The 24,577-nt window shown below is 63.0% G+C and carries 16 protein-coding genes and 2 pseudogenes; 7 read left to right on the top strand and 11 right to left on the bottom strand.

Features of this window, described 5'->3' with window-relative positions; genetic code table 11:
- Positions 1 to 7: 7 nt before the first annotated feature.
- From wecB to MRBLAR12_RS20235, 4 genes are all read left to right on the top strand, one after another.
- The gene (wecB, locus tag MRBLAR12_RS20220; RefSeq protein WP_229992688.1) at positions 8 to 1,153 is read left to right on the top strand and encodes a non-hydrolyzing UDP-N-acetylglucosamine 2-epimerase; all 1,146 of its coding nucleotides are present in this window, start codon (positions 8 to 10) and stop codon (positions 1,151 to 1,153) included.
- A gap of 91 nt (positions 1,154 to 1,244) precedes the next feature.
- Positions 1,245 to 2,117 (top strand): glycosyl hydrolase, encoded by an 873-nt coding sequence (locus MRBLAR12_RS20225; RefSeq protein WP_229992689.1) that lies wholly within the window; start codon positions 1,245 to 1,247, stop codon positions 2,115 to 2,117.
- A gap of 229 nt (positions 2,118 to 2,346) precedes the next feature.
- Complete coding sequence (locus tag MRBLAR12_RS20230; protein WP_229992690.1) at positions 2,347 to 3,177, top strand: glycosyl hydrolase; 831 nt, start codon at positions 2,347 to 2,349, stop codon at positions 3,175 to 3,177.
- 511 nt (positions 3,178 to 3,688) lie between these two features.
- The gene (locus MRBLAR12_RS20235) at positions 3,689 to 3,952 is read left to right on the top strand and encodes an IS110 family transposase (RefSeq protein WP_229992691.1); all 264 of its coding nucleotides are present in this window, start codon (positions 3,689 to 3,691) and stop codon (positions 3,950 to 3,952) included.
- A 113-nt stretch (positions 3,953 to 4,065) separates the two neighbouring features.
- Here the strand turns inward: MRBLAR12_RS20235 and MRBLAR12_RS20240 are convergent, their stop codons facing one another.
- Both MRBLAR12_RS20240 and MRBLAR12_RS20245 read right to left on the bottom strand, forming a co-directional pair.
- Positions 4,066 to 4,608 (bottom strand): hypothetical protein, encoded by a 543-nt coding sequence (locus MRBLAR12_RS20240; protein WP_229992692.1) that lies wholly within the window; start codon positions 4,606 to 4,608, stop codon positions 4,066 to 4,068.
- A 54-nt stretch (positions 4,609 to 4,662) separates the two neighbouring features.
- On the bottom strand, positions 4,663 to 6,336 hold the full coding sequence (locus MRBLAR12_RS20245) for a sialate O-acetylesterase (RefSeq protein WP_364747994.1): 1,674 nt from the start codon (positions 6,334 to 6,336) through the stop codon (positions 4,663 to 4,665).
- Between the two features lie 225 nt (positions 6,337 to 6,561).
- Here MRBLAR12_RS20245 and MRBLAR12_RS20250 point away from each other — a divergent pair.
- Positions 6,562 to 7,489, top strand: a pseudogene (locus MRBLAR12_RS20250) (IS110 family transposase); the annotation flags it as partial.
- Positions 7,490 to 7,702: 213 nt separating this feature from the next.
- Here the strand turns inward: MRBLAR12_RS20250 and MRBLAR12_RS20255 are convergent.
- Together MRBLAR12_RS20255 and MRBLAR12_RS20260 are read right to left on the bottom strand one after the other, a co-directional pair.
- Complete coding sequence (locus MRBLAR12_RS20255) at positions 7,703 to 9,052, bottom strand: UDP-glucose dehydrogenase family protein (RefSeq protein ID WP_290369324.1); 1,350 nt, start codon at positions 9,050 to 9,052, stop codon at positions 7,703 to 7,705.
- A 424-nt stretch (positions 9,053 to 9,476) separates the two neighbouring features.
- Positions 9,477 to 10,391 (bottom strand): hypothetical protein, encoded by a 915-nt coding sequence (locus MRBLAR12_RS20260; RefSeq protein WP_229992694.1) that lies wholly within the window; start codon positions 10,389 to 10,391, stop codon positions 9,477 to 9,479.
- Positions 10,392 to 10,976: 585 nt separating this feature from the next.
- On the opposite strand from MRBLAR12_RS20260, the pseudogene MRBLAR12_RS20265 reads away from it, so the two are divergent.
- A pseudogene (locus MRBLAR12_RS20265) lies at positions 10,977 to 11,135 on the top strand (IS481 family transposase); the annotation flags it as partial.
- Here MRBLAR12_RS20265 and MRBLAR12_RS20270 read toward each other — a convergent pair.
- Positions 11,127 to 12,503, bottom strand: coding sequence for an ATP-grasp fold amidoligase family protein (locus MRBLAR12_RS20270; protein WP_364747997.1), 1,377 nt, complete (start codon positions 12,501 to 12,503; stop codon positions 11,127 to 11,129). The pseudogene MRBLAR12_RS20265 and the gene MRBLAR12_RS20270 overlap by 9 nt on opposite strands.
- A gap of 263 nt (positions 12,504 to 12,766) precedes the next feature.
- Here MRBLAR12_RS20270 and MRBLAR12_RS20275 point away from each other — a divergent pair, with 263 nt between their 5' ends.
- Positions 12,767 to 14,119 (top strand): hypothetical protein, encoded by a 1,353-nt coding sequence (locus tag MRBLAR12_RS20275; RefSeq protein ID WP_229992696.1) that lies wholly within the window; start codon positions 12,767 to 12,769, stop codon positions 14,117 to 14,119.
- A gap of 91 nt (positions 14,120 to 14,210) precedes the next feature.
- Here the strand turns inward: MRBLAR12_RS20275 and MRBLAR12_RS20280 are convergent, their stop codons facing one another.
- The 6 genes from MRBLAR12_RS20280 to MRBLAR12_RS20305 all read right to left on the bottom strand — a co-directional run bounded on the left by MRBLAR12_RS20280 (position 14,211) and on the right by MRBLAR12_RS20305 (position 24,574).
- Entirely contained in the window at positions 14,211 to 15,326 is a 1,116-nt protein-coding gene (locus tag MRBLAR12_RS20280; protein ID WP_229992697.1) for a hypothetical protein, read from the bottom strand.
- Positions 15,327 to 15,373: 47 nt separating this feature from the next.
- Positions 15,374 to 18,454 (bottom strand): glycosyltransferase, encoded by a 3,081-nt coding sequence (locus tag MRBLAR12_RS20285; RefSeq protein WP_364748000.1) that lies wholly within the window; start codon positions 18,452 to 18,454, stop codon positions 15,374 to 15,376.
- 162 nt (positions 18,455 to 18,616) lie between these two features.
- Complete coding sequence (locus tag MRBLAR12_RS20290; protein WP_364748003.1) at positions 18,617 to 19,528, bottom strand: hypothetical protein; 912 nt, start codon at positions 19,526 to 19,528, stop codon at positions 18,617 to 18,619.
- Positions 19,525 to 21,819: a glycosyltransferase family 2 protein gene (locus MRBLAR12_RS20295; RefSeq protein WP_364748005.1), complete on the bottom strand. Its 2,295-nt coding sequence runs from the start codon at positions 21,817 to 21,819 to the stop codon at positions 19,525 to 19,527. The genes MRBLAR12_RS20290 and MRBLAR12_RS20295 overlap by 4 nt, the downstream gene beginning before the upstream one ends.
- Positions 21,820 to 21,831: 12 nt before the next feature.
- The gene (locus tag MRBLAR12_RS20300; RefSeq protein WP_364748008.1) at positions 21,832 to 23,754 is read right to left on the bottom strand and encodes a glycosyltransferase; all 1,923 of its coding nucleotides are present in this window, start codon (positions 23,752 to 23,754) and stop codon (positions 21,832 to 21,834) included.
- 4 nt (positions 23,755 to 23,758) lie between these two features.
- The gene (locus tag MRBLAR12_RS20305; RefSeq protein ID WP_364748010.1) at positions 23,759 to 24,574 is read right to left on the bottom strand and encodes a hypothetical protein; all 816 of its coding nucleotides are present in this window, start codon (positions 24,572 to 24,574) and stop codon (positions 23,759 to 23,761) included.
- Between the last annotated feature and the right edge of the window lie 3 nt (positions 24,575 to 24,577).

The following is a 24,577-nucleotide window of genomic DNA, read 5'->3' on the forward strand; positions in this document are numbered from 1 at the left end:
AATAACCATGCACAGCATCATGCCGATCTTCGGAACCAGGCCGGAAGCCATCAAGATGGCGCCGATCGTCAGCGCGCTGCAGGAGTCCCCGCTCTTCCGGTGCATCGTGACGGTCACGGGGCAGCACCGCGAAATGCTGGACCAGGTCAACGAACTGTTCGGCATTGTTCCGGACCATGACCTCAACATCCTGCAGCAGGGGCAATCCCTGTCGGCCATCATGACGCGGACCATTGACGGGCTCGAAAAACTCTTCGCTGTCACCCGTCCGGACGCCGTCGTGGTCCAGGGCGATACCACCACCTCCACGGCCGCCGCCATCGCGGCGTTCTACCACGGCATCCCGGTGGTGCACGTCGAGGCCGGGCTGCGCAGCGGTGACCTGCTCTCGCCGTTCCCCGAGGAAGCCAACCGTAAGATCACAAGCCAGATCACCCGCCTGCACCTGGCACCGACCTCCACCAGCCGGGAAAACCTGCTGCGGGAAGGCATCAGCCCGCAGGACATCGTGGTGACTGGGAACACAGTAATTGATGCCCTCCTCGCCACCGTGGACAAGCGGCTTCCCTTCACGGACCCCCGGCTGGAAGCGCTGGCCGCCAGCGACCGCCGGGTCCTGCTGGTCACCACGCACCGGCGCGAAAACCAGGGCGAATCCATGCGCAGGGTGGGACGGGCGCTCGCGCGGATCGCCGACGCCGAACCGGACCTCGTGATCGTGCTGCCCGCCCACAAGAATCCCGTGGTGCGTGAGGCAGTGCTTCCCGCGCTGGAGGGCAAGCCCAACGTGCTGGTGACGGAGCCGCTGGCCTACGGCGAATTCACCCGGATGCTTTCGCAGGCGCACATCGTCCTGACGGACTCCGGCGGAGTGCAGGAGGAGGCCCCCAGCCTCGGCAAGCCGGTCCTGGTGATGCGGGAGAACACGGAACGGCCCGAGGCCCTTGAAGCCGGCACCGTGAAGCTGATCGGCACCGACGAAGAGCGGATTGTTGCCGAGGTGACCCGCCTCCTGCACGATTCCTCGCACTTCGCGTCCATGGCAAACGCAGTGAATCCCTACGGCGACGGCAAGGCAGCCCCCCGGACGGTGGCAGCCATCGAAGAGCTGCTCGGCGTCGGCTACCGGACGGCGGAGTTCAGCGGGGCGTAGGCGGTGGCCAAATCGTGAAACAATGAAGCTCCCGGGGAGGGAGTGCTCACCCCCGCGCGCAGCCGAGAGAAAAGTGAAAGTGGACGTGAGCATGGACCGCAGGGACTTCTTCCGACTGTCGTTGGCGGCCTCTGCCGCCGCCACGCTGGCCTCTTGTACGCCGGAACCTAACGACGTCGGCCAGCCACCAATCACCAGCCAGCCACCAACCAGCAGCCGTCCCACGCCGGCGGGGGCCCGCAAGGGCGTGGGCCTTGCCGTGGGCAAGAAGTACGGCATCCAGCAGCTCGACGCCTTGGATGTGAACTGGTTCTACACATGGGGCGCCTCATATCCCGCAGCCCGCCCCACGCAGGATTTTGTGCCGATGATCTGGGGCAAGGAAAGTGTCCGCCAGAACGCGGTCGCAGAGGTACAGTACGAACTCGAGCTGACCCGGGCCGCGGAACTGCTTGGCTTCAATGAGCCCGACCATCCCGAGCAGGCAGACATGAAAGTGTCCTCGGCCATCAAGTATTGGCCCGAGCTCGAGGCATCCGGGCTGCGGCTGGGCTCGCCGGCGCCCGTTCAGGCACTGGGCGACTGGCTCAAGGAGTTCATGGATGAAGCGTCCTCGAAGGATCTCAGGGTGGACTTCATCACTATGCACTCCTACCCTTCCCCGGACTCCGAGTCCTTCCTGAACAGCGTCCAGGAGCTCTACGACCGGTACGAAAAGCCCATCTGGATCACCGAATACGCCGTCGCGGACTGGAAAGCCTCCGAAAAGTCGCCCACGCGCTACACCGAAAAAGAGATCATGGCGTTCATGAGCGAAACGGCCGCAGGGCTCCGCCAGATGCCGTTCGTGGAGCGCTTTGCCTGGAAGACCCGGGCCGAAGGGGACCCCATCATGGGCGCCTCGGCCCTGTTCCGCAAGGACGGATCGCTCTCCCCCACAGGCGAGCTCTACAAGTCCCTGTAGGGGGCGCGCCGCGCCCGGGACGCCAACATCCGACGCCGTGGTGAGGCTCACCGTCCACTGAGAAAACCTTGCGTTTTTCCTGCGCTTACCCGGGAGTTTCCTGTGTGTTTTCCGTGCTAGGTTTGCTCGAGCTTGAGTGCCGGGGGAGTTGATGCACGTCGCCCGTGGTGCCGGCTAACAATCTGGTCCCTACCGAGAGCGACTCATGGAACGCCGTAAGTTTCTTACCATGCCCTTGGCAGCTATGGCCGCCCCGGGGGCTCTGCTGGCTGCCAACGCGGCAACCGCCGAAGCGGTTGTGAGCGTCCCTTCCATCACCACGCCCGCCAACACCTTGAAGGGTTTCGGGCATGGCGGCAAGGACGCTTTGGCGCTCCAGCAAATCAAGAGCCTCAACCTGAAATGGCACTACACCTGGGGTTCGCACCCTAACGTGACCACCACCCCTGCCTTCGTGCCCATGATCAAGAGCGCCAAGACGATGCTGGAGCAGGACGCCCTTGGCTATGTCACACGCCAGTTGGCCGAAACGAAGGCCACGCACCTGCTCGGCTTCAACGAACCCGACGTCGTGGCACAGGCGAACATGAGCGTGGACCAGGCCATCAGCCTTTGGCCCAAGCTTCAGGCAACGGGCCTACGGCTCGGCTCCCCTGCCACGACCAGTCCGAGCAGCACCTGGTTGGCGGCTTTCATGGCGAAGGCAAAGACGAGAGGCCTCCGCGTAGACTTCATGACCACCCACATCTATGCCTGGCCCCGGGCGGACGACTTCCTGAACAAGCTCACCATGATGCACGAGAAGTACGGGAAGCCGATCTGGGTCACCGAATACGCGGTGGCGGACTGGGACGCCACCGCGTCCAGGCCCTGCAAGTACTCCCGCGCCCAGACAGAGGACTTCATGCGGGCCACCGTAGCCGGAATGCGTGCGCTCCCCTTCGTGGAACGCTTTGCCTGGAAGACCCGCCCAGCAGGCGACATCAAGATGGGATGCTCCACCCTGTTCAACGCGAACGGCACCCTCACCAGCACCGGACGCCTCTACGCGGCGCTGTAAGGCTCTGTAGAGCCTCCCAACAGCGTTCCGGGCCTTGCGGACCTTGGAGCGGCTGCTCTAGCCAAGGAGGCCCCACCGGAGATTTATCCGGTAGGGCCTCCCTCATGTTCGAAGTTGCCGTGCGGTGGAAATATACGGGCAGACTGCTTCGAAGGCACTGGCCGGCCGTTATCGCGGGGGCGCTCCTGCAGCGCCGGCTTGGTGTAATCCGGTGCCTCCGGCCGGGGGCGGCGTTGGCGGGCCTGAACCCGGTCGATGATGTCCTTATCCGGACAGGCAGGCAAGGGCAGGAGCCTAAGGAGCCGGGGCCATCTGTTTCACAGCGTCCGTGGGTTGCCATTAGCAGCTCCCTTGGCCTGACGCCTTCTCGGGGGTGCGATGGCAGTGTCACATGTGAGGTTTGGGAGGTCGAATCAGGGCCCTACTGGGTTCGTTCTGGCCCGGTATCTGCGTGCTGCGGGCATCAACTGCGTCGTTGCGGCGTCCTCGAAACTGCTGCCCCGGGGACCGCGTGAAAACCGACCGCCGCGACGCCCGCGTGTTGGCCGAAATGCTCGCGGTCGGCTCGGTCACCGAGGTCCGCATCCCGGATCCGGACGAAGAAGCACTGCGGGACCTGTCACGGCTGCGCTCCGGCACGGCCGGGGACCTCGCGCACGCCCGCCAGCACTTTGACGAACCGGCACTGCAGTTCACCTACGACGCCGACGTCGAACAGGCCGGAACTGCTCACCGCGCACCCCAGATTCCCCGTGCCATCACGGAGGACCCCTAGAAACCGCCCAGGGGCCGCGGGCCTGCCGACAGTGAACATTCCCGCCGCCGGCGGGATAGTGGTCAGTGGCCGGAACGTCCCGATCCCCGTCGCTACGGGCAACAGCTGACCAGCTAGCCAGCAATGGATGAGGTGTTACCCAACGCGGGACAGTAGATGCTCAGGGCAAGGTTCTCGATTTCAAGCGAAGACCCCTCGAGCGGGGGCTTGTAGCCGTCGAAGCGCCGCTGGCAAGCCTCCGCAGCCCGACCGTAGAACGTCTCGGCCTGCTCGGGAGGGACGTTAGAGCTCAGGCCCGAGCCGTCCATTTTCTCGTGGAACAGGGCTTCCTTGTCAGCGGAATGCCACTGCTTTGCAAGCTCGATAATCTTCGCTGAGTCCGCGGGCGTCGCCTTCGTGTAGTCTCCGGTGAAGTGGACCTTGCCCTCGGCGAGTTGGTTGGGAATGGCGGTCGGCGGCAGTTGCCCCGGAGGCAGCGCCGCGTCCGGGACCACGGCCGAGTCCGTGGATTCGGCCGCGGTCCCCGGCGGCGGCGCTGACGCCGTCGTGGCAGCCGGGCTTTCCGGGGCCGAATTGGTGCCCTGAGACTGACCGGTGCATCCAGTAAGCCCAAAGAGGCCGATTAATGCTACAGCAGTGAGTAGTGAAACCTTCATGGTTGTTTCCCTGGTTCGTTGATCTGAAAACGCGAAGCGGCGTACGGCCGCGCGCTACCCCGCCACTTTAGTGCCAGTGGACTCTTTGGTGACCGTGGAGTAGCCGGTCTTGGAGCCTGTGACCTTGACGGTGATGGTCCTCCCCGCGTCACCAGTGCGGACCTTATAGGTGGAAGCTGTGGCATCACTGATCAGAACGTGCGAGCGGTACCAACGGTACGTCAGCGTCACCGGCGCAGGTCCCCAGGCGCCGGGCACGGCCGTCAGGGTGGACCCTAGCGCCGCGGTGCCCGTGATCTTGGGAATCGGCGCGGCGAGAGTGCCCTTGGCGATGGTAGCGGTGGCGGGGGACGTCTTGGAGGCCGTGTTGAAGGCAGTCTTGGAGCCAGTGACCTTCACGGTGATGGTCCTGCCCGCATCACCGGAGCGCAGCTTGTACGTGGCACTGCTGGCATCGCTGATCAACGTACCGGACCGGTACCACTTGTAAGTCAAGGTCACCGGCGCCGGGCCCCAGGTTCCGGGCACGGCGGTCAGGGTGGACCCGACCTTCCGGGTGCCGGCAATCGTCGGCGTGGGAGCCGCGAGGGTGCCCTTGACGATCGAAGCCGTGGCGGCAGATGTCTTGGAGACCGTCGGGTAGCCGGACTTGGAACCGGTGACCTTCACGGTGATCGTCGCACCCAGATCACCGGCGACAGGAGTGTAGGCGGCGCCGATGGCGCCGCTAATCGCGGTCCCCGAGCGGTACCACTGGTACGCCAGGGTCACCGGCGCCGGGCGCCAGCCGCCAGGCACCGCTGTCAGAATGGCCCCGACCTTCGCCGAACCTTGGATCGACGGCATCTGAGCGTTCAGGGAGCCGTTGTCGACGACGGCGGCGGCGGTGGCCTGCTGGTATCCGGATAGGTAGTTTTTGCCCAGGAATTCGACGCCGGTCCGGGAAAAGTGGATTATGTCGCCAGTATTCGTGCCGCCAGCCATGGCCGCGGCAAATCCGGTGTACGGAACCCGCGACGGGGTTTCCCGGTGCGATCTGTCGACGTTGAGCCGGACCGGATCTGCTGCGATTCCCTCAGGTGCCATTTGCCCCACCACGACGGGGAGGTTCGGGACCGCCAACTGGGACCGGAAGTAAGCAATGACTGTATCCAGCCTGGCATTGTAGCCGGAAGTGGTCAGCGTCGCGTTGTTTTCCCCCTGGTGCCAGAGGACGCCCTTGAGCTCAACCGTACGACCGGACGCCTTGGCCGCCGCGATGCCTTCGAGGGTCTGTTTTACCGCCAGCGCGGAAAGATCGAGTTCCGGGGCGGAGGCCGCGCCGGGAATCCACGTGAGGGTGGACGCGGCAGTGGTGAATCCCGTGCCGCCGTGCGCCGCCGGGATGAGCAGCACCCCGACGTTGCCGGGCTGGGTCTTCAAGTACTCACGGGCAAGAGTTGTGGCCGGCGAAAGCCCGGTCGCGATGTCGTGCATGTCCAGGGGCACACCCGCCTTCTGAAGCTCGCGGTCACTCGCGCCAAACTCAAAAATCCGAGGGTCCGCGGGGTCATCCGTGCTACCGGCGGGCAGGCCCCGCCCGGACATATTCGACTGCCCCGCCGCCAGGAACACATGCAGGACGGTGAGCGTCTCCGCTGCCCGCGCAGGCGCCACGCCCGCGAGCATCAGGGCAGTAACCGCCAGGCCGACCAGCAGCCCTCGAATCCCGCTCGCCAAATTCCTCATTACGGATCCCCATTCCGTCAATGGGCGGCGCACCACCCGAACCTGCAAAGACGCAGAACCCTTAACCCTAGCCCTAAAACACCCTGCCCTGTCCGCGGTTGACGGTCGAGTCGCCGATTAGTTCCTTTCTGCGGTGTCCCTGAGTCTAGATCGGTGACGGAAACCACCGGCACCTATATGCCCTGCTAGTCATTGCATTGGTGGTCGGCCTGATCTTCGGAGGGCGGCCGCCGCCGAGGTCAATACATCTCGACGGTGACCAGATGGGCGTCGACCAAAAACGAGGTTCTGGCCTTGCGCGGGCATCTGCTGTGTGAGCAAGTGACGCTGGTGGTGATGGAAGCCACCAGCGACTATTGGAAGCAGTTCTATTTCCTGCTGGAGGACGGGCTGAACGTGATGCTTACGAACGCCCAACAGGTAAGGAACATGCCCGGGCGCAAGACCGACGTCTCGGACGCGGCGTGGCTGGCCCAGCTCGGCGCGTTCGGACTCGTGCGTGCCTCGTTCGTTCCGCCCGAGCCCGTCCGTCAGCTCCGGGACCTGACACGCACGCGCACGATGTCCATCCGGCAGCGCGGCAGTGAGATCCAGCGCCTGGAGAAGCTGCTGGAAGACGCCGGGATCAAGCTGTGTTCCGTGGCCACGGATCTGACAGGTGTCTCCTCCAGGGCGATGCTGGGGACCCTCATTGAGGGCCAGGGGATCCGGCCGTACTGGCCGATCTTGCCGTCTACAGCCTGCGAACGAAGATTCCCGCCCTGACCGAAGCACTCAACGGAAGATTCAACGCCCACCATGCGTTCCTGGCCGGACTGCACCTGAACATCATTGACGGACACACCCTGGCCATAGAACAGCTCAGAGCCTGGACTGAAGCAGTCCTGGCACCCTTCGGCCCGGGACCTGCCGGTGTACTTCGGCGCCAAATACCGGCGCCTCGCGGCCAGACGGGGACCCATGAAAGCCCTTGTAGCCGTCGACCATGCAATACTTACCGCGGTCTGGAACATGCTCAGGACCGGGGAACTCTACAGGGCCCCGGACCCGACTACTACACCCGCCTGCAACCGGCCAAAACGCGGGCACGCGCAGCCAGCTCGAATCCATGGGTTTCACGGTCACCATCGAACCCACACAACAAACCGCCTGACCGACCCCTTGGGCGGCCCGATACATACTCGCCCACGCCGTCGCACACCATCCGCGGTCACCTTAATTTTCGTGGGAGCCTTGACACTGCAGTCACCAAAAAGACTCGCCAACACCCCCGTCACCGCGACCGGCGGGCATAGACGAACGTCCCCCGGAACCAAAACTCCAGGAGCCGTTCATCTATGCCTCTTGACAACCGAACCTACATAAATCAGTTGGCGGAAGCGGCCAGGTCCAGCAGTTCGCTCTTGTGGCCGAGCGAGACGATGTCCCAGCCGGCAGCGCTCCACTTGTCGTGGTCCAGGACGTTGCGTCCGTCGAAAATGCGCTTGCGCGAAACCGCAGCAGAGAGTTCCGCAGGATCGACGTTCACGAACTCGGTCCATTCCGTCAGCACCATGACCAGGTCGGCGTCAGCCGCTGCCGTGGCGAGCGAATCGACGTAGTTCAGGCGCGGGTACCGTTTGCCGGCGTTGGCGTTCGCAGCGGGGTCGTAGACGCTGACGTCCGCTCCGCTGTTGAAGAGCCTGGCCGCCACGTCGAGGGCCGGTGAATCGCGGACGTCGTCGCTGTTGGGCTTGAACGCGACGCCGAGGACGGCAATGCGCTTGCCCTCGAGCGAGCCGAGCAACGTTTCGGCAACGTGGACCGCACGGTCACGACGGCGGAGGTTTACTTCGTCGATTTCGTTCAGGAACCGCATGGTGCTGTCCAGGCCGAGCTCGGAGACCCGGGCCTGGAGCGCGCGGATGTCCTTGGGCAGGCAGCCGCCGCCGAAGCCGATGCCGGCGTTGAGGAAGCGGCGGCCGATCCGGGCGTCGAGGCCGATAGCATCCGCCAGGGTGCGGATGTTGCCGCCAACGGTCTCGGTGACCTCGGAGAAGGCGTTGATGAAGGAGATCTTGGTCGCAAGGAACGCGTTTGCAGCGACCTTGACCAGTTCCGCCGTCTCGAAGTCCGTGGCGATGAACGGGGTGTCGCGGCTGATGGCGTCGGCGTAGACCTCACGCAGGGTGGTCTCGGCAGCGTCGGAGTCAGAGCCGATAACCAGGCGGTCCGGACGCAGGGTGTCCTCCACGGCGAAGCCTTCCCGCAGGAACTCGGGGTTCCAGGCGAAGTTGACCTGAACGCCGTCGCGCGATTCTTCGGCGACGAGGCCCTTCAGGCGACGTGCTGAGCCAACCGGAACGGTGGACTTGCCGACGATCAGGGAGTCCTTCGTGGCGGCACGTGCAATCGCTGTCACGGACGCGTCAACGTAGGTCATGTCGGCAGCGTGCTCGCCGGCCCGCTGAGGGGTACCGACGGCAATGAAGTGCACGTCACCGAAGGCGCCGGCTTCTTCGAACGAGGTAGTGAAGCGCAGGCGGCCGGATTCTGTGTGCTTGCGCAGCAGTTCGGGCAGGCCAGGTTCGTGGATGGGTAGTTCGCCTCGGCTGAGGCTATCGATCTTCTCTTTGTCGACGTCGACACCCAGAACTTCGAATCCGAGTTCCGCCATGCATGCCGCATGGGTCGCGCCGAGGTATCCCGTACCGATCACGGTTAGTCGTAGTGTCACTAGTCCCCCAGTAGCCGCAGTTGATTTCTTTGCCTTGGGCGCCAAACAGCGCAACCAAACGCGTCCACTATATAACTGTTGCTCGCGATATCCGATTTCAGTTCGCCACCGTGACCAACGTCATCCCTCTACAACTGGTGTCGCGCACTTGAAGGCCGGATGTCTTGAGTACTGACGCATGATGCTCGCGGGTCTCGATTCCCAAATGGCCGCGGACATTGACTTTCCGACGACAGAGCAAGGCCTGCTGACGACGAGCGGCGCCGGGCTGGGCGGTGGAAGCGCTGGTCCGCTTAGCGGCTCCCAAGCCCGACAGGACGTCAATCCACGTCCACGGTGCCGCTGGATCATCACGGAACGACCAATCACGGAACGATGGACTTCGGGCCCTAATCAGCTTGCTCTGATGTGCTGAGCCCAGAGGCTATACGTAGAGGACGCTACTTATGTCGCAATAGTTCGATCTTCTGTTGATGTTGTGACCCCAGAACCCACCGCCATTCTTGTGGTGGGTCTCGGTAAGTTCGCCGTAGAAGCCCTCTAGCAGATCGTTGAAAGTCGGAATCACGTCGACGGAACGGAGCCCTGCGAAGAAATCAGCCTTTTTCTCCTGAGGATTCAACCAATTACCGCCGCGCCCCTGATCCACCTGTCCCACGGAGAGCTCGTATTGACGCCTCTGCGCGGCCCTCTCCAAGGACATTTCTTGATCCACACTTCTCAGATGGAGCAAACCCAAAGACGTCTCGTACGCAAAGTCCTCGCGAGATCGGTGCAGCCCAGCACCGAATTCACTGCGGGCCTTCCAGATTACGGGCTTTGTGTACCCGGAGGCGAAGAATCCGTAGCCGCGCTGCAATTCAATGTCCTGAGACGGATCAAAAGGCGCCTCTTTCTCCGTGTGCTGGACAATTTCGAAGCCGATTGGCGCGGTTATCCCGTCCAAGGACTGCAGCTTGGGCAACACTTCATCGGCGCCGATCCCCAAGCCGACGAGCAATTCGTCGCAGTCCGTTGCTACGACGATGTCATAGCAGTGCAACAACATCTTGGCAAAGCCGGACATCGCCATCGCCTTGAAGTCGTCGTCAAAGGGCACTGGGGGGATACTGACAAAATTGAGGTTTACACCGTTGTAGCCGGGGCTATTGGCCAGAGACTCCGACAGCGATGGGCTGGAGGCGTGGTCGATCACGTAAAAGGCCGCTTCTGGACAGATGCGAAGCCCGTTTTTTACCCACGCCTCAAGCAGGATGGTCTCATCCCGTGCCATCGTAAGGAAGGCAATGGGAGCCTGGCGGCTTCTCGCCGGCCAAAACTCAAGGCGAAAATCCGCCATTCTAAACTCCACTCGATAGTGATCCAGGCAGATGCTGAATAAGATCAACGACAGTCGCCCTCGCTTCTGAGGGTGTGCGCGGTCGAGGCCCCCAACAGCATAGAACAACTCAAGTGGCTTCCGTACTTTCGCCGTCGCCTCGGGCTGCAGCACCCGTGCGTCGTCGCGCGCCCGCTTTGCAGCGACCGGTGTGAAGGGCTTCCTGGCGCCGTGATGGGCAATCGATTCGTTGAGATAGGCTGAATCGCCCTATTAATGTCCGAGGCTGCGAAGCAGAGGGGTGAGCGGCCACACGGAGCGCGATGCGTTTAGAACCAGGACGACGGCTCAAATCCAGTATGACCAGGATGAAGGAGCCGCAGTGAAGGAATCGGCTCGATTTCGTAGAATCCGACGCACAGTTCGAGGCCGGCGGTACGGCCGTGCTGATCGAGAGGATTCCACCAAGATTAATGGGTCTGAGTCGGGAGTCCATCAAGCGGCGGTCGGTCCCTCTCCTCAAGTACCGAGCAGTGCAACACAAACTAGTCATCGCCAGGATCGCCAGGTGCGCAGCCCAGCCCAGCCCCGCCCAAGCCGGAAGGCTGGGCCTACCGGCAGCCGTTCACATCCAATCAGGCCCGCGCTGATGCCCTGCAGCCATGGCTAGACGTCTACCACATCCACCGGCCCCACAGCAGCCTCGGAGGCAACCCACAAATCAGCAGGTGCAACCAAACTACTGACTGTGTACATCTAGGCTGACGCGTGCGCCGCCTCATATCCGGCCACAACCCGCCGGGCATGTTCGTAACCTCCGTCTGCCAAGGCCTTGAGAGTTTCCAGCGCGGACTGGTCACCCGAACTCAACCGCACCTCCGCCGCCCGCGAGGTGTGCCACGGGTTGCCCGCTGATCGCTCATCATGGAAGGCGGTTGCGGCTTCCTCAAACTCAGCCAATCGCCGCGTTCCATAGAAGTGCTTACCGCCGCGTCGGACGGCGGCCTGAATGTTAAATGCCTGGCTGCCATCGCCGCTGAGGTGGCCGATGACGTAGGCCGCCAGGCTAAAGACGGCCTTTGTAGAATCCTGCACCAGCAGAGCGGGCAGGAGTTGTGCATAGCGGGCATCGCCCTGTGACGCGCCGCCGGAGAGCCTCGCCACGAGGTGCTCGTCGGCCACTATCGTCGCGTTCGGCGACAGATCCTGCCGGAACTTGTCGAGGTCGATATCAAACCCGGACAAGGCTGCAGCACGACCAGTCAACATGGCAGCATCGAGGGCCCGGATGATGCGTTCGCTGTAGCGGAGCATGCCTGTGTCGTCGCCGCCGGAGGCGAAGGTGAACTCGCCGAAGACGGGACCGTTGGGCCCGTCGTAACAATCCACCTTAACAAACCGGGTTTCGAGGTTCAGCGACAATGTCGACGCCATTTCCAGCATCGCCCCCGCGAACCGTGGGAGGACGTGCTGCTCCGGCAGCCATCGATTCTCATCAATCGAATAGTCCTTCCCGAGCTCGAGCGGGATAAATGCCCCGTCGAACAGGGCAACCCGCGGCGGGGACACATTCCGGTCGATTTGGGTGATGTGGCTGACCTGTCCCCGGAAGGCATAGATCTTATAGTCCAACGGAACGGGCTTGCCTGCCGGCAATGACGGAATGCATTCCTCAGCGAGCCAGTAATCAGGCGCGGCACCCACTGCCTTGATGTCGGCGGCAGCGAGGACCTTCATCCTCAACAGGTCGAGGTAGGAGCCTTCGCCGAGCTTCTCAAGCACGTAGACACCGGAAGCCGAATGGCGGTTCGGCTGCTTGATCACGAGCCTGTCCCCGAACAGCTCCCCCGCTGCCAAGGCCTCGGCCGCGCTGCTTGTCCGCGCATACCGCGGGACGGCATATCCGGCCTGCTCAACGTACTTGTAGGCCGTTTCCTTGTCGTCCAGTTCCCACGGTACGGGATCCAGCCCAGGATCGTTTCGCTGGTTGAACCTCTGGCGCATCAGCCCCAGGAACGAAATCCCGTCCATGTGCAGTTCCTTCCCTAACTCTTCGCGCGTGGGCGGACATTGTTTGCCGACCGCCGTTCGGTGGAGTGTCAACCGGCACTCTGCGCTGAGTGCGGTCATCATAATCTCCCCGCGATCTAGCGGTGGCGGAGCACCCAATCGGAGTTCTTGACGGAATTGACCCATCAGAGTGTCGGCGTGATCTCATCGCATATCCTACGCTGGCGGCGGACATGCTGCGTACGCTCCCGGCGGGGACAGCCGGGAAGGCCCTGGAGGCCCAGCATCTGAAGGCACACTGGCCTCGACCACGGCCCGCGACACCCGGCGAGTAGCGCGCCCTTGGTGTGGAAGAATCGAGTCCAGAAAACAGTGATGAGGGAAAAATGCTCAAAGGCTACGTCGATTCAATCTCACCGAACAAGCGGTCGCTCACTGGCTGGGTTCAAGTAGGAGAGGGCGGTGAAGACCCGGATCTCTGGCTCGATCTCGACGGCGAACAGGTTGGAAAAGCTGTCTTCGGTGCCGAACGCGCGGACGTCCGTTCCGCTCTGGGGCTGGCCAACAAGTCCTTCACCCTGACTCTCGAGACACCTGTCCAGAGTCAGAACGTCCTGGCGAAGGCTCACCAAGTAGCTGCGGTGGCCGACGGCGTGAGGAGTTTCATTCCGCTGGGTGGCAGCGCCTACCACCAGATGCTGGCAGATTTCGTCCGGGCCTCGGCCGCCAACGTCAGGGGTGCGCGCGAGGTGATACTTGATGCCCTCGAAGTCAACGAACTCAAGCTCTCAAAGCACTTCGCGGAAGTGAGGGAGTCGTCGGAGGCAGGCGAACTCTCCTACCTTGGATTTCCGGTCGGGTTGCGGTCCAGTGACGACGTCGGACAGATTGGCAAGGACGGCCACCTATTCCTGACGGGCGGCAGCAACGCGCTGCGAGACCAGTACAGGGCGCCCGAAGACGCGGCGGAGGAGGCCCTGCTGGAAAAAAGGGCCACTATGTGGGCCTCGGCGATCCGCACCAACAGCGAGGTGCTGGACGATCTGGGAATCCCGTTCCTTCAGGTCGTCATACCCGAGAAGTTGACGGCCCTGCGGCACCTCGCCCCGCTGGCAATAACTGGCCCGACCCCGCTGTACCGTCGCCTCGATGAACTCATGGCGAATGAGCCCAACTACGTGAGTTTCCTGAGCATGTTCGAGGGCTGGTCGGGTGATATCGGAGCTTGGCAGCGGAACGACACTCATTGTTCCCCGGCCGGCACGTTGGCAATGGCACGTGCACTTCTGGATCGGCTCCCCGGCTGCGATCCAGCCATTCTTGACGGAGTCGAACTGACGGGAACCATATACCGCAACGGCGATCTGGCGCCGAAGTTCTTCGATATCCCGCTCTGGGACAAGCAGCAAATTCCTGCCCCTGGAACACTGGGTGATCCAGAAATCGAACTCGCGTTCTCTCATAGTCCGGGAAATTTCGTCGGCTCGCACAACGTCTGGACTAACGAGAGCGCGCCGATCAAGAAAAAGGTGGTTGTCTTTGGCAACTCATTCTTCGGTAGCGTGACGAGCCCAACCCGGTTGAGCTGGTGGTTCGCCCGTCTCTTCAGCGAATACCACCTGAAGTGGGAAAACACCGTCGACATGGACTACGTGCGGGACGTCCGTCCTGACTATGTCATCGCGCAGTCAATCGAGCGGTTCCTGGTACGGCCACCGAGGATCCCAGGCACGAGCTAGCGGCATAACCGAAGACCCCGGCAGATTCAGTCTGCCGGGGTCTTCGGTTACCGTCGCGAAAGACGTAAGTCCTCTCGTGCTGCCCCAGGGCTTACTTCTGGCTTCCGGCAAGTCGTTGGGTTGCCCGGAGCCAGTTCCGCACGTAGTGTCCGACCAGGTTCTGCTGCCGCGAATGCGCACTCGCCTCTGCTCCTTCCAGCGTCGAAGGCGCCGCCGGGCGTTCGTCCAATGTCAACAACACTTCCTGAAGAGCAGTCGACAGCGTGAATCTCGACAGGTCCCCGGACTTCAACTCGACCGCAAAGTCGGTCGCTGCTTCAATGCCGCTGGCCAGTTCGGTTGCGATATCTTCCGGACTCTTGACTGCGAAGCCCCTGCCCGAAAAGTTATGGAATTCCGCCACGGCAAAGTTTTCAGCATCCAGCCAGCCAGGGCCACCGAACTTGTCGTAGCAATATACCGGCACACCGGCCAGCATCGCGTACTGTACCGTCTTGCCAATTGTCACCACCCCGTCCAGCGCAGCAAGCGTCTCGGGCGTGACGCGGGCGGCGACCGAGTTGGCCACATCGCCACTGCCAATGGGCAAAAAATCCACTCCGGCCGGCGGGTCTTCCAGCACCTTACCCAGCTCGCCAGGGACATGGTTAGAAACGACGCCGATCAACTGCTTCCTGCCCCGGCTCGGCTTGCCCGCCGCTCCGAAGGCATCAGGGGCGGGGTTGGCAAATACCTTCATCCGGGCCGGGTCAAACGCCTCTGCCGCCCCGTCTGCGAGATGCGCCTCCAAGGTCTCTGCAGAGTTGTAGACGTGCAAGCCCGCAAGCTTGGCCTCCACGACTGCTGACCACGACGATTCCAGAGGGTGGGCAGACGACATGTGATTGAACACAAACGCCGTCACGCCCGGATTCTGGAGGAGCCACTGAGGGACGATCTGGTGATGGATCCATGCCAGTTGCGGCGGATCGCTCTCTAGCACCTTTGAAAGCTGGTCGTCGTCGATGTCGAAGTAGGAAATATTGGCGCGGTCGGTCAAATGCGACAGTACCGGCCTGCCAGCGCTCCATGTTCCGATGGTTACCTTGGAGCCCGCAGCAGCAAAATGCTCCGCGAGCTCCAAAGTGACCATTTCCGAACCGCCGTAACTTACCAAGTGAGCTTGGGAAATAAAGACGTGGGAAAGCGGCGATGTGCTGTTATTCATGTGCGGGTCTCTCAGTTGGTTCCCGTTGCCTTGGCGAACAGTCGTATCTACAGGGCAGGCGTGCTGTCGTTGTCGGCACCATCCGACACTGATTTCCGGTGCGCCCGGGCTGCCTCCAGCAGGGTCTCGGCACGCTTGTCAAAGTTGTGTTCGTCGCGGATCATCTGGCTGATAGCAGCCATCTCCGAATCATCGGGGAAGCCGCTCGGATCAGCCAGAATTTCGGCAAGCTGCTCGAGCGAAGCATATGTCCGGACGGCGCCCTTGAAGATCTCGTCGATACCGTCCACGTCGTCACTGATCACCCTCGCACCGGAGGCCACGGCATCGTAGAGGCGGTTGTTGGCGAAGCCCCACCTTGCCATGTCTTCAAAATGATCGTTGAGGACAATTGTGGACGAGTTGTAGACAGCAGCAAGGTCATCGTTGTCGATGAAATCGGCCACCACCAATTCTGCCGGGATGAACTGCTCCCACCGGGGGCCCCACACACTGACATTTTGGCCAAGGCCAACACAATCGGCGACGATCTTGCGCCCAATTGGTTTTCGCGGGCCCCCCACGAAAGTCAGGTCGAACTGGGGGCTTCCCTCAGTCGCCGCCGTCGGGTGGAATCGCTTCGGATTCGTGGCCTGAGGCAGGTAATGGGCTTCGATCCCCCACTCGCTGCGGACATACTCGCACCAGATTCCGGACGCCCCGAAAATGAGGTCGAACTCAAGGAGTTCTTCTTTGGCAATCAAGTCCGGCCGGCTGATCGCCCACAGGATATTTGTCTTTCCTGGCTGAGGATCGCAGCGGTGCAGGCCGCGAATGACCACCACAACATCGTCCAGGTGATTGGAGGGCCGCGCGAGGGCTGCGGCCCTGTCGACCACAACCTCCTGGCCGCGGGCAGTGAGTGCCTCTGCAAGGTCCGCCGCATACGGAACGTCGCCCCAGCGGTCTCCGCCGACACTGAACTCAGCGCCGATCTTGATCGCCCATCGCAGACGCTCCGCCGGATCCGACCCGGAGGTCTGCCTGACGACTACCGGCGCCGCAGGCTGGAGCCTCGGGTTTCGTGGCGCAGTGAACGCAACGACGTCCAGGCCAATGTCACGGTAGTGGGCTTCAACCGGCCGCGCAGGCTCCTTGGATGCACTCAGCCAATCCGCATCCGCGGCGGACAAGGAAGGGTGCTCCGCATAAGCATCCGCCGAATGGTCTACTGCGACCGCTGCGCCCTCCACGACGAACTCCCCTGCCCCGGAGTTGCCGAGCCTCCGCAGAAAATCGGTCACTGCCGCTTCGCCGGCAAAGATCGTATTGAATCGTCCTAGCCGTTCGAACGCCTCCCTTCGCACCACAAAGGCGGCTGGTGCCAACTCGTCAACCACCCTGCCGCCGTGGCGCCGGGCATCGGCAATGTTCAAGCCCCGGAACAAGGGGACGGCGAGGCTGTTGCGGTGCGCAACAGCGCCAGCGGAGACGACGACTCCAGCGGGATCGGTCAACAGGGGCTGTGCCGCAACGACGGATGGATGGTCAAGCTGTTCCAGGAGCTTGTCTAGGGCACCGGCGCGAAATTCGACATTTTCCTTGGCGAACAGTAGGTTCGCTCCGTCAGCGTGGACGGAACCAATGTTGTAGGCGATCGCTTCCGTGTAGCGTCGCGGCAGCTTGATGTATTTTAAGCCGGACAGGCCAGCGAGAGCGGCCCGCAGGCGCAGCGAAGTGCGGAAGCCCTGGACCTCGTCGAGCACAACCAGTTCGACCAAGTCGGCGTCGACAGTTTCCTGGATCCGGCGAACATTCCGGATCGCCTGGTCGATGTTCTCCGTGATGCGCATTATTACCGACAGGGAAGGAACCCTCACCCGTTCCGGAACAGAATCAGGAACAAACCGCCCTTGAACGTTCTTGCCCAGTACCGCGTATTCCCAGTTCCCGGACTCCTTGCGGGTGATTCTGTCATCGTTGTCGTCGTCTACGTAATCGCAACCGATAAAGGGGAAGTACTCGATGCTGGTCGTCTCGGTAATCCGAAGGACGAGGTCATAGTCAACCCAGCGGCGCAGAGAGTTGTCGAAACCGCCCAACTCCCGGATAAAGGACGTCCGCACCACGAGAACATTGAGATCCACGTAGTTGCGCACCAAGAGTTGATCAGCCGTGATGGGTTGGCCGGTGAATTCCAGCCGGCCGTTCAGCATGCGTACGGCAGAGTAGCCCGCCTGGCCGCCGCTGGCAATGAGCCCGGCATGCATGTTCCTAAGAAAATCCGGTCGCCAGGTGTTGTCGGAATCCAGGAAGGCCAAGAAATCTCCCCGGGCCTCCTCGATACCCCGGTTTCGGGCTGCGCAGACTCCCAGGTGATCCGCCTCAATCAAGCGGATTCGGCTGTCCAGAAGTGCGTACGCGCGCACGACGTCCCGCGTCCCATCGGTACTGCCGTCGTCGACTACGATGAGTTCCCACGCCTTGAGGCTCTGCTGGCGTACCGACTCGATGGCATCCAGAATCGCAGTTTCCCGGTTCCAAGCAGGCATGACGATGCTCACTACCGGTGCCGACCCATTTGACGCCAAAGGTACATGTTTGACGCTCTGAAGCCATTCCTTCTCCGTCACTTCGGACCACGTAGGGAGGCGCAGCGGTTTCTTGCCAACCTCGTAAGTCTTGGCCGTCAGGGCGTGGGCAATAACGATCGCCCTTACTGCCGGCCAAGCCGGGGCTGAGCCGGGCAGCTTGTCTGGAACGGGCAGGGCTCGTGCCTTACCGGGACGGTACCGTGACAGCAGCACGGAACCCGCTGTGCCAGATTCGTCGAGTCCAGCGGGGTCAAAAAGCCAAGACCACGGGTGCTCGCGCGACTCCGGGCTCCGCAGGTAGGCCAGCAGGGACTCGACATCGCCGGTCTTGTAACGGTCCCGAACGGGCGCCGGAAACATCCCAAGATCAAACAATGGATGGAAGCTAAGTCCAGCCTTCATGCCATATTGAACGAAGTGACGTGCAGCCGCCGTCTTCGAGACGAAGTCCCTCCCGCACTCTGCGGCGTAGTACTCGGCGTCGAACACTTCCGTTTTGATCAGCCGCAGGCTGCGGGCTGAAATGGGGTCAAGGACTTGGCTCGAGGCGTTCATTAGTCACGTTTCCTTAGTCTGTTGCAAACTTAGCTGGCGTGCCGTCCGGCGGCAGCATCATCAATCTGGCTCCAACTCGCCGCCCGTGATCCGGACAGCGAGCCGTCGTCAGCCGGCCTCATCGACGCTGACCACGGTTATTGCGGGGCTTCTACGCGAATCTCATTTCCCGTCGTCGGCGAGGACCCCGAGCTCCTCACCGAAGAACGCCTTGTGCGCATCCTGGACGTTACTGCGGAAGCGTCCGCGGGACGGCGGTTCGTGCCCTTCCTGAAGCTCCTGCGGCACGAAGTTAATGCGGCCGGATTCGTCCAGTCCGCCCAGGACGGGATCCACGCCGCGCGCTTCGGCGAAGGGGGTGTAGTGCTTCTCGAAGTGCGAGGCATCAAGGGTGTTCTGCACATACCAGACGAAGTTCCGGTCCCGCGTGTTTGAGTAGAGGTGCCGAAGGTCCAGCCGCATGCGGTTGTTCTCTTCCATGCTGTCGTAGCTCTCGAACTCGGGAAAGCAGACCCTGGAGAAGGTCCGAACGGCCTGCCGCTCGTAGTCCCCCACTCGGGTTTGCGGCGAGAAGCAAACAGCCAGGGAACCGCTGATCTGCCGGGAGATGGCCAATGATGCGAAGCCGCCGCCGCTGGAGCCGGTCAGCAGGATTCGCTCGTATCCTGCGACCGCTGCAATCTCTTTGATCAGCTCTGCCACGTCCGAGGTTAGGTCCTGTGCTTCATTGCCGACGTACCACGCCAGCGGAATGCTGCTGCTGAGGTTCAGGCTGGAATCTGCGATAAAGAGCTGGGCGGCGTCAATGGATGCCAGCGACTTCCGCCATTCAAAGCGCGGGAGCTGGTACTTGGACCGCTGCAGTGAGCCGTGGAAAGTGACGATCAGAGTCTTCGACACTCTGGGCGCGTACAGTGCCACGATATCGAGCGGACCGCCGGAAGCAGCCGGGACCACGAATTCATACGGCTCCGCCGCATTGTGGTCAATCTCGCTGGCCGAGGCGATGCGGCGGATCTCTACATTGTTCCGCTCATCCCAAGCCGTTTCCTGGGTGGTGTTTTGCAAATTCACGGAGCCTCTCCTGCTTCAAAAGCGCCCACATTGGAGCCTGTCAGTGCCAGCGGAGCTTCCTCCGCCGGGGTGTCGGGAATTGTCAGCGTGTCCGGCTGCGCCACGTGGTCGCCGATGGACTTTTGTCCGTGCCCGGACTGCGTGATGATCCGCAGTGTCCGTTCATTGAGCGGAATCCACCGTATGGGGCCGCCAAACACGGCCAACAGGTTGCGTTCCACAGTCCCGACCTCGTACTTGTGTTCATCCGTTTCCCAGTTATAGGGCGGCTCGTCTGTCCACACAGACACTCGTTCCGCCGCATGCCCGCTGCGCAACTCGCGGCTGTACTGGAACGCGGTGGGATCGTAGACGTTGACCGCGGCAGACTGCACACGGTCCGTAACCTCCACCCGGACAAGACGCCCGTCATGGAAAGCCTCCATGACCTCGTCAGAGAATGACCGGTCGATGGCGGCCGTGTGAAGAATGCTCGGGTAGTGCATGAGTCCAACCCGCTGCCCCTTTCCGACCGCAGACGCCAGATGTTCCAGCATCAGCACGCCCACGAGGGAATCAGCGCCGAAATCGCCGACAAGCAGGATATCAAGTTCCAGGTCCTGCTGCTTCGCACCCGCCGGCAGGAACCGGGACGGTGCCGGGAACACCCGCTCGGCAAGCGGGAAGTCCAGGTAGCCGGAGTGTTCGCCCGCCTCGATCCTCTTGTGCCAGTGCTCGTAAGAGTCACGGTAGGACACGCGGTCCGGCGACCTGTAGCCGAGGCGGAAATCTTCCATGGAAAGGTTCGAGGCGCCGACGAGGGACAGCGTCAAGGGCGCCTCGCTTACCTCGAAGGGCTCCTCGCTATTGACGAGGGCCTGGTAGCGGAGAATGAACTCCGTGTCGGCGGCTTTGCGGACGGAATCCCAGTGACCCAAGTGCTCCCGGATGGTGGGAGTGTGGAACATTGTGGATACGTGGGCCGGCGTGATGAAGGCTCCGCGCCATCCGCGGTAGTGGAAGAAAAGGTCTTCGTCCGCGCGCGTCCAGGGAGCGGACACGAGTCTTCCGTCGGTCTGCTCCTGTGACCCCCGGACCAAGAGGGCGATCTTCTGCGGGTGCTGCCAGTCGTCGCCGTCGAAAATCGTCATGAACTCGCCCTGGGCCATGGAGTAGCCAATATTGCGCGACGTGTAGGCACCTGCGTTGGGCTCGTTGAGCACCACCTTGATGCGCCCGTCCACTGCCGGCCATTTGTTGAGCCGTTCGGCCGCATCCCCGCCGGAACCGTCGTCAACGATGATGATTTCGATGTTGCGGTAGCTCTGGTCGACGGCCGACTGAATCGCGAGATCCGTGTACTCGTCCGGCTTGTAGACGGGCATGACAATGCTGACGAGAGGTCCGTCCGTGACCGGTGCCGGCGCTTCCGCCTGCAGGCGGAGGAAGGCCGGGGCGGTACCTTCGGCCAGCGAAAGCCGGGACAGCCCCGCCAGCTGGTAGATGTCGTTGATTTCGGCGAGCCACTCGTCGACATCGACTGAATTGTCCTTGAACGGGTTGGCTGCGTTGGCCCGGTAGAGGTGGAGGTCGTTGGAGTTCATTTCGTCGGCCTTGTAGAGGCCCTGAAGCCGAATTACTTCCTCCCCCTGCCCGGTCCGGGCTAAGGCGTCAAGGAAGAACTCCCCGCGCCGCTTTTCCCGGAACGGCTTGGCTCCGAGTCGCTGAAAGACGTACTTGTACAGCGTGGCTGCGTTGAGGATGTCGTCCTGGAGGATGTTCTGCCGGAAGCAGAGGTCGCCCAAGTGCAGCAGCACGGAGCGCGGTGTCTTGTCCAGGACGGGCTTTACGCTGCGACGGGTCTTCCCCCCGATCCGGTACATTTCCAGGGCTACGGCCATGTCCCGCCAGCCCCATTGGCCGGTGGTTGCCGTGGCGACCAAGATATCGCGGCCGTCAACGGAACGCAGCTTGGTGAGGCGCTGGGCAAGCCGCGCCTCCGGGATGCGGGAGCGTGCACCCCACTCGACAAGGGCACCGGGGCGTGTGTCCTGCTGAACCGGAGCGGGCTTTGCCAGTGCGGCAGATGCCCGCTTCGCCGCCCGCCGGGACGCCTTCAGCAGACGGTCCACGTAGAGCGCGCCGACGGCCAGCGCGGCCGCGAAGACCAGCACCAGCAGGCCTAGGAGCCACGGGTTGCGTGCGTATGCAGCCACCACTACCAAGGCAAGGAGGACGGCGAACGCGGCGGCGGCCACCTTTTTCTTCGGGGACAGCCGCGCAATTCTGCGGAGAGCTTGTTGAAATTTCATTCCCTGAGCCTTCTAAGTATGCGAGTGAGTAGTAAGTGCGGATTGAGCCGGGACTGGAACTGGCACCCGGGCGAAGTGGCTGCGCATGGAACCCAGCCGCGCTCCGGAAGGTGAGCTCGGAACAGCGTCGATCTGCGGCGGCGGCTGGAATCCGTCCCACTGTTCGGCCACACTCTGTAAGAAGATGCTGTCTTCCGGATTCCAGGTATGGCCGCCGTGCGAATCCGCCCCGGAGTGGCGGTGCATCATGTAATTCTGCCCGTGGGAGCGGTAGATGAGTCCCCCGGAGGCCTGGACTGCTTGTAGGAGGCAGCGGTCAACGGCGCGATGGACGGGCCGCCATCCTCCCAGCTGACGCAGCTCATCCCTGCCGAGCATTATAGTGCCGCCCGCGACGTGGTCCGAATATTGCTCCCCGAGTGGGGGCCTGCGCGTGGTGATGTCCAGGCTCTCCAGGTAAACGAACTCAACCTGCGCGCCCACCAGGGTGGCGCCGCTGAATTCCTTGGCGTGGACGAGGTCGCGCAGGTGGTGCGGGCCGTACCAGTCGTCGTCGTCCATCTTGCAGACGAGATCGCCGCTGGCGGCGCGCACGCCGGCGTTCAGCACGTCGCCAAAAATCATGTCGGCCGGAACGGTGCGCACCTGCAGCTCGCCGGAAAACGCCTCGACGGCGCGCCGGACCTCGGGCAGGTCGGTGTCGAACCCGTGCAGCACCACCACCACTTCCAGTGCCTCCCAGCTCTGGCGTGCCAGCTGGTCCAGGGCGGATACCAGCTTCTCGGGCCGGCGGGTGGCCAGCACCACGCTCACGGAGGGCACGGGAAGCAGCGGCTTGCCGAGCTGGCCCAGCAGAGTGTTCCAGACGGCCCGCGGGCTGTAGAGGTCCAAGGCCGTCCGTCGAAGCTCGATCGACTTCGATTCCCGCAGCACCCGGGGGTCGCCGGCGTCGAAGGCCTGAATGCGGTCCACCAGCTGCTCGCCGAGCAGGGACCGGACGGGGGCAGGCAACGCCGTCGTCAAGAGGGGCACGCCCGCGACGGCCAGCTGGCTCAGGCGCCGCGCCAGCTGCCAGTCCAGGCCGCCAAAGAGGTCTCCATCAACCTCAACGTAGTTGTGCTCCCGGAGGGCCGCGAGATCGGCTTCGCTCAGCTCTCCCCGGCGGCCGAGCTCGATCGGCCGGAGTGCCCGCGTCGCCTTATCCGGGTACGGCAGGAATCCCAGGGGAGACACGACGGCGGTGTCAACAGGGGGCAGTACCGTCCCCGGCGGAGTCCAGACCGGCGGTGTGACACGTAAGGGCTGGTCCGAGGCTTGCTCGCTGAGCTGCTGGGTGAGCTCGCCGGGTCCGATCAGCACGTCGACGGAATAGATGTCATCCGGCTCGGGCTGCAGGAGCTCTTCGGTCATGAAGCTGCCGAGTGCGTCGCCGGCGAGCCAGGCGGTGGCGGCGGGATCGGTGATGCCGACCCGCAGTCCGCCCAGCACCGGCCGCGGCGCGGCAGGCGAACAGCAGCCCAAGGCGGCGAGGGCCGCAGCATGCACATTCACCCATTTGCCGCCTTCGACCACCACTGCGAAACCGAGCCCCGGCACGGTCATGGCGGATGTGCCGGCCTTGACCTGGAGGCTGCGCGGAGTCCAGACCGGCAGGTCGGCGGCCGGGAAGAGCCCGCGGATGACCAGTACGAAGCGTTGCGCCTGTCCCTCGCTGCGGAACAAGGGAAGCAGCATCCGAGCCTCAGAGAGCGATTGCGTCTGCACAACGTAGTTGTCCCACCACAATTGATCAGCAGGAAGGGCATGATCCCAGTCGGCCCCGCTCCGGGGATCGCGGTGCTCCCAGTCCGTGCGGGCGTAGTCCAGCCCGAGGTCCAACGCCAGCTGCGCCATGGAGTGGTCTGCGGAGCCGACCGCGACGCTCTTGATCTGCATGCTGCTAGCTCCCCGCCCGGCCTGTGCGGGCCTTGAGCCGGCCAAGGATATAGGCCGGGCCCTTGCGGGCAATAGCGCGGGCACGCGAGACGCCGCGGTTCGGGGCAAGCCCCTGCTCCAGGCGGCGGCGCTCGATTTCGGACTTCCTCAGACGGGCCTCCAGCAGGCGGATCTTCTGCTCATAGTCCAGGCGCGTGGCGCTGTCGGCCAGGTCCCGGACCACGATATTCAGGTCAAGGGTTGCCGCGGCGCCCTTGCGCAGGTGCAGTTTGGGCTTGGGCCGCCGGAAATCGTGCAGGCCCAGGGCGCTGCCGGAAACCCAGCGTTCGCCACCGGCACTGCGCGCGGACTTCTCCGGGTCGCCGGCTTCCGACAGCTCCCGAAGGGTCGCCGTCTGCCACAGTTCGATTGCGCCCGGCTGCCCGTCCACCAGGGCCCTGAGGACCATAGCCTGGGTCTGGCGCAGGGTGTCGATCATGGCTTCCAGTGAGTGCAGGCCCAGGGCCGTTCCGGCGCTGAGCACCAGCGTGTAGGCGGACTCGGCAAGCTGTTGTCCGTCAGCCCGGAGAAACGAAAAGCGGCGGTCGGTGGAGAGCCAGTCTTCCAGCTTGGGCCGGCTGCCGTCCTCGACCAGAATGTCGACGGCGAAGTCCTGGCAAGCAGAGCCGAAAAGCGAGGCGACGGTTCCAGCAACTTTCAGATCCGTAGCCTTCGCGGCCCGGATCAGGATCCGGACAAGCGGGGTCTCGCGCCGCGGCGTGTGCAGGGCCTTGAGTGCAAAGCCGGCATGGCGCAGCTCTTCCTCAATGGACGCTGACACGGC

The organism is Arthrobacter sp. LAR12-1-1.1, from assembly GCF_040676555.1.
GTDB lineage: Bacteria > Actinomycetota > Actinomycetes > Actinomycetales > Micrococcaceae > Arthrobacter.

Coding starts and splice junctions, on each gene's coding strand:
- MRBLAR12_RS20245 (WP_364747994.1), bottom strand. CDS start 6,336: ATGAGGAATTTGGCGAGCGGGATTCGAGGGCTGCTGGTCGGCCTGGCG.
- MRBLAR12_RS20240 (WP_229992692.1), bottom strand. CDS start 4,608: ATGAAGGTTTCACTACTCACTGCTGTAGCATTAATCGGCCTCTTTGGG.
- MRBLAR12_RS20270 (WP_364747997.1), bottom strand. CDS start 12,503: ATGATGACCGCACTCAGCGCAGAGTGCCGGTTGACACTCCACCGAACG.
- MRBLAR12_RS20285 (WP_364748000.1), bottom strand. CDS start 18,454: ATGAACGCCTCGAGCCAAGTCCTTGACCCCATTTCAGCCCGCAGCCTG.
- MRBLAR12_RS20230 (WP_229992690.1), top strand. CDS start 2,347: ATGCCCTTGGCAGCTATGGCCGCCCCGGGGGCTCTGCTGGCTGCCAAC.
- MRBLAR12_RS20295 (WP_364748005.1), bottom strand. CDS start 21,819: ATGAAATTTCAACAAGCTCTCCGCAGAATTGCGCGGCTGTCCCCGAAG.
- MRBLAR12_RS20260 (WP_229992694.1), bottom strand. CDS start 10,391: ATGGCGGATTTTCGCCTTGAGTTTTGGCCGGCGAGAAGCCGCCAGGCT.
- MRBLAR12_RS20225 (WP_229992689.1), top strand. CDS start 1,245: ATGGACCGCAGGGACTTCTTCCGACTGTCGTTGGCGGCCTCTGCCGCC.
- MRBLAR12_RS20280 (WP_229992697.1), bottom strand. CDS start 15,326: ATGAATAACAGCACATCGCCGCTTTCCCACGTCTTTATTTCCCAAGCT.
- MRBLAR12_RS20300 (WP_364748008.1), bottom strand. CDS start 23,754: ATGCAGATCAAGAGCGTCGCGGTCGGCTCCGCAGACCACTCCATGGCG.
- MRBLAR12_RS20275 (WP_229992696.1), top strand. CDS start 12,767: ATGCTCAAAGGCTACGTCGATTCAATCTCACCGAACAAGCGGTCGCTC.
- wecB (WP_229992688.1), top strand. CDS start 8: ATGCACAGCATCATGCCGATCTTCGGAACCAGGCCGGAAGCCATCAAG.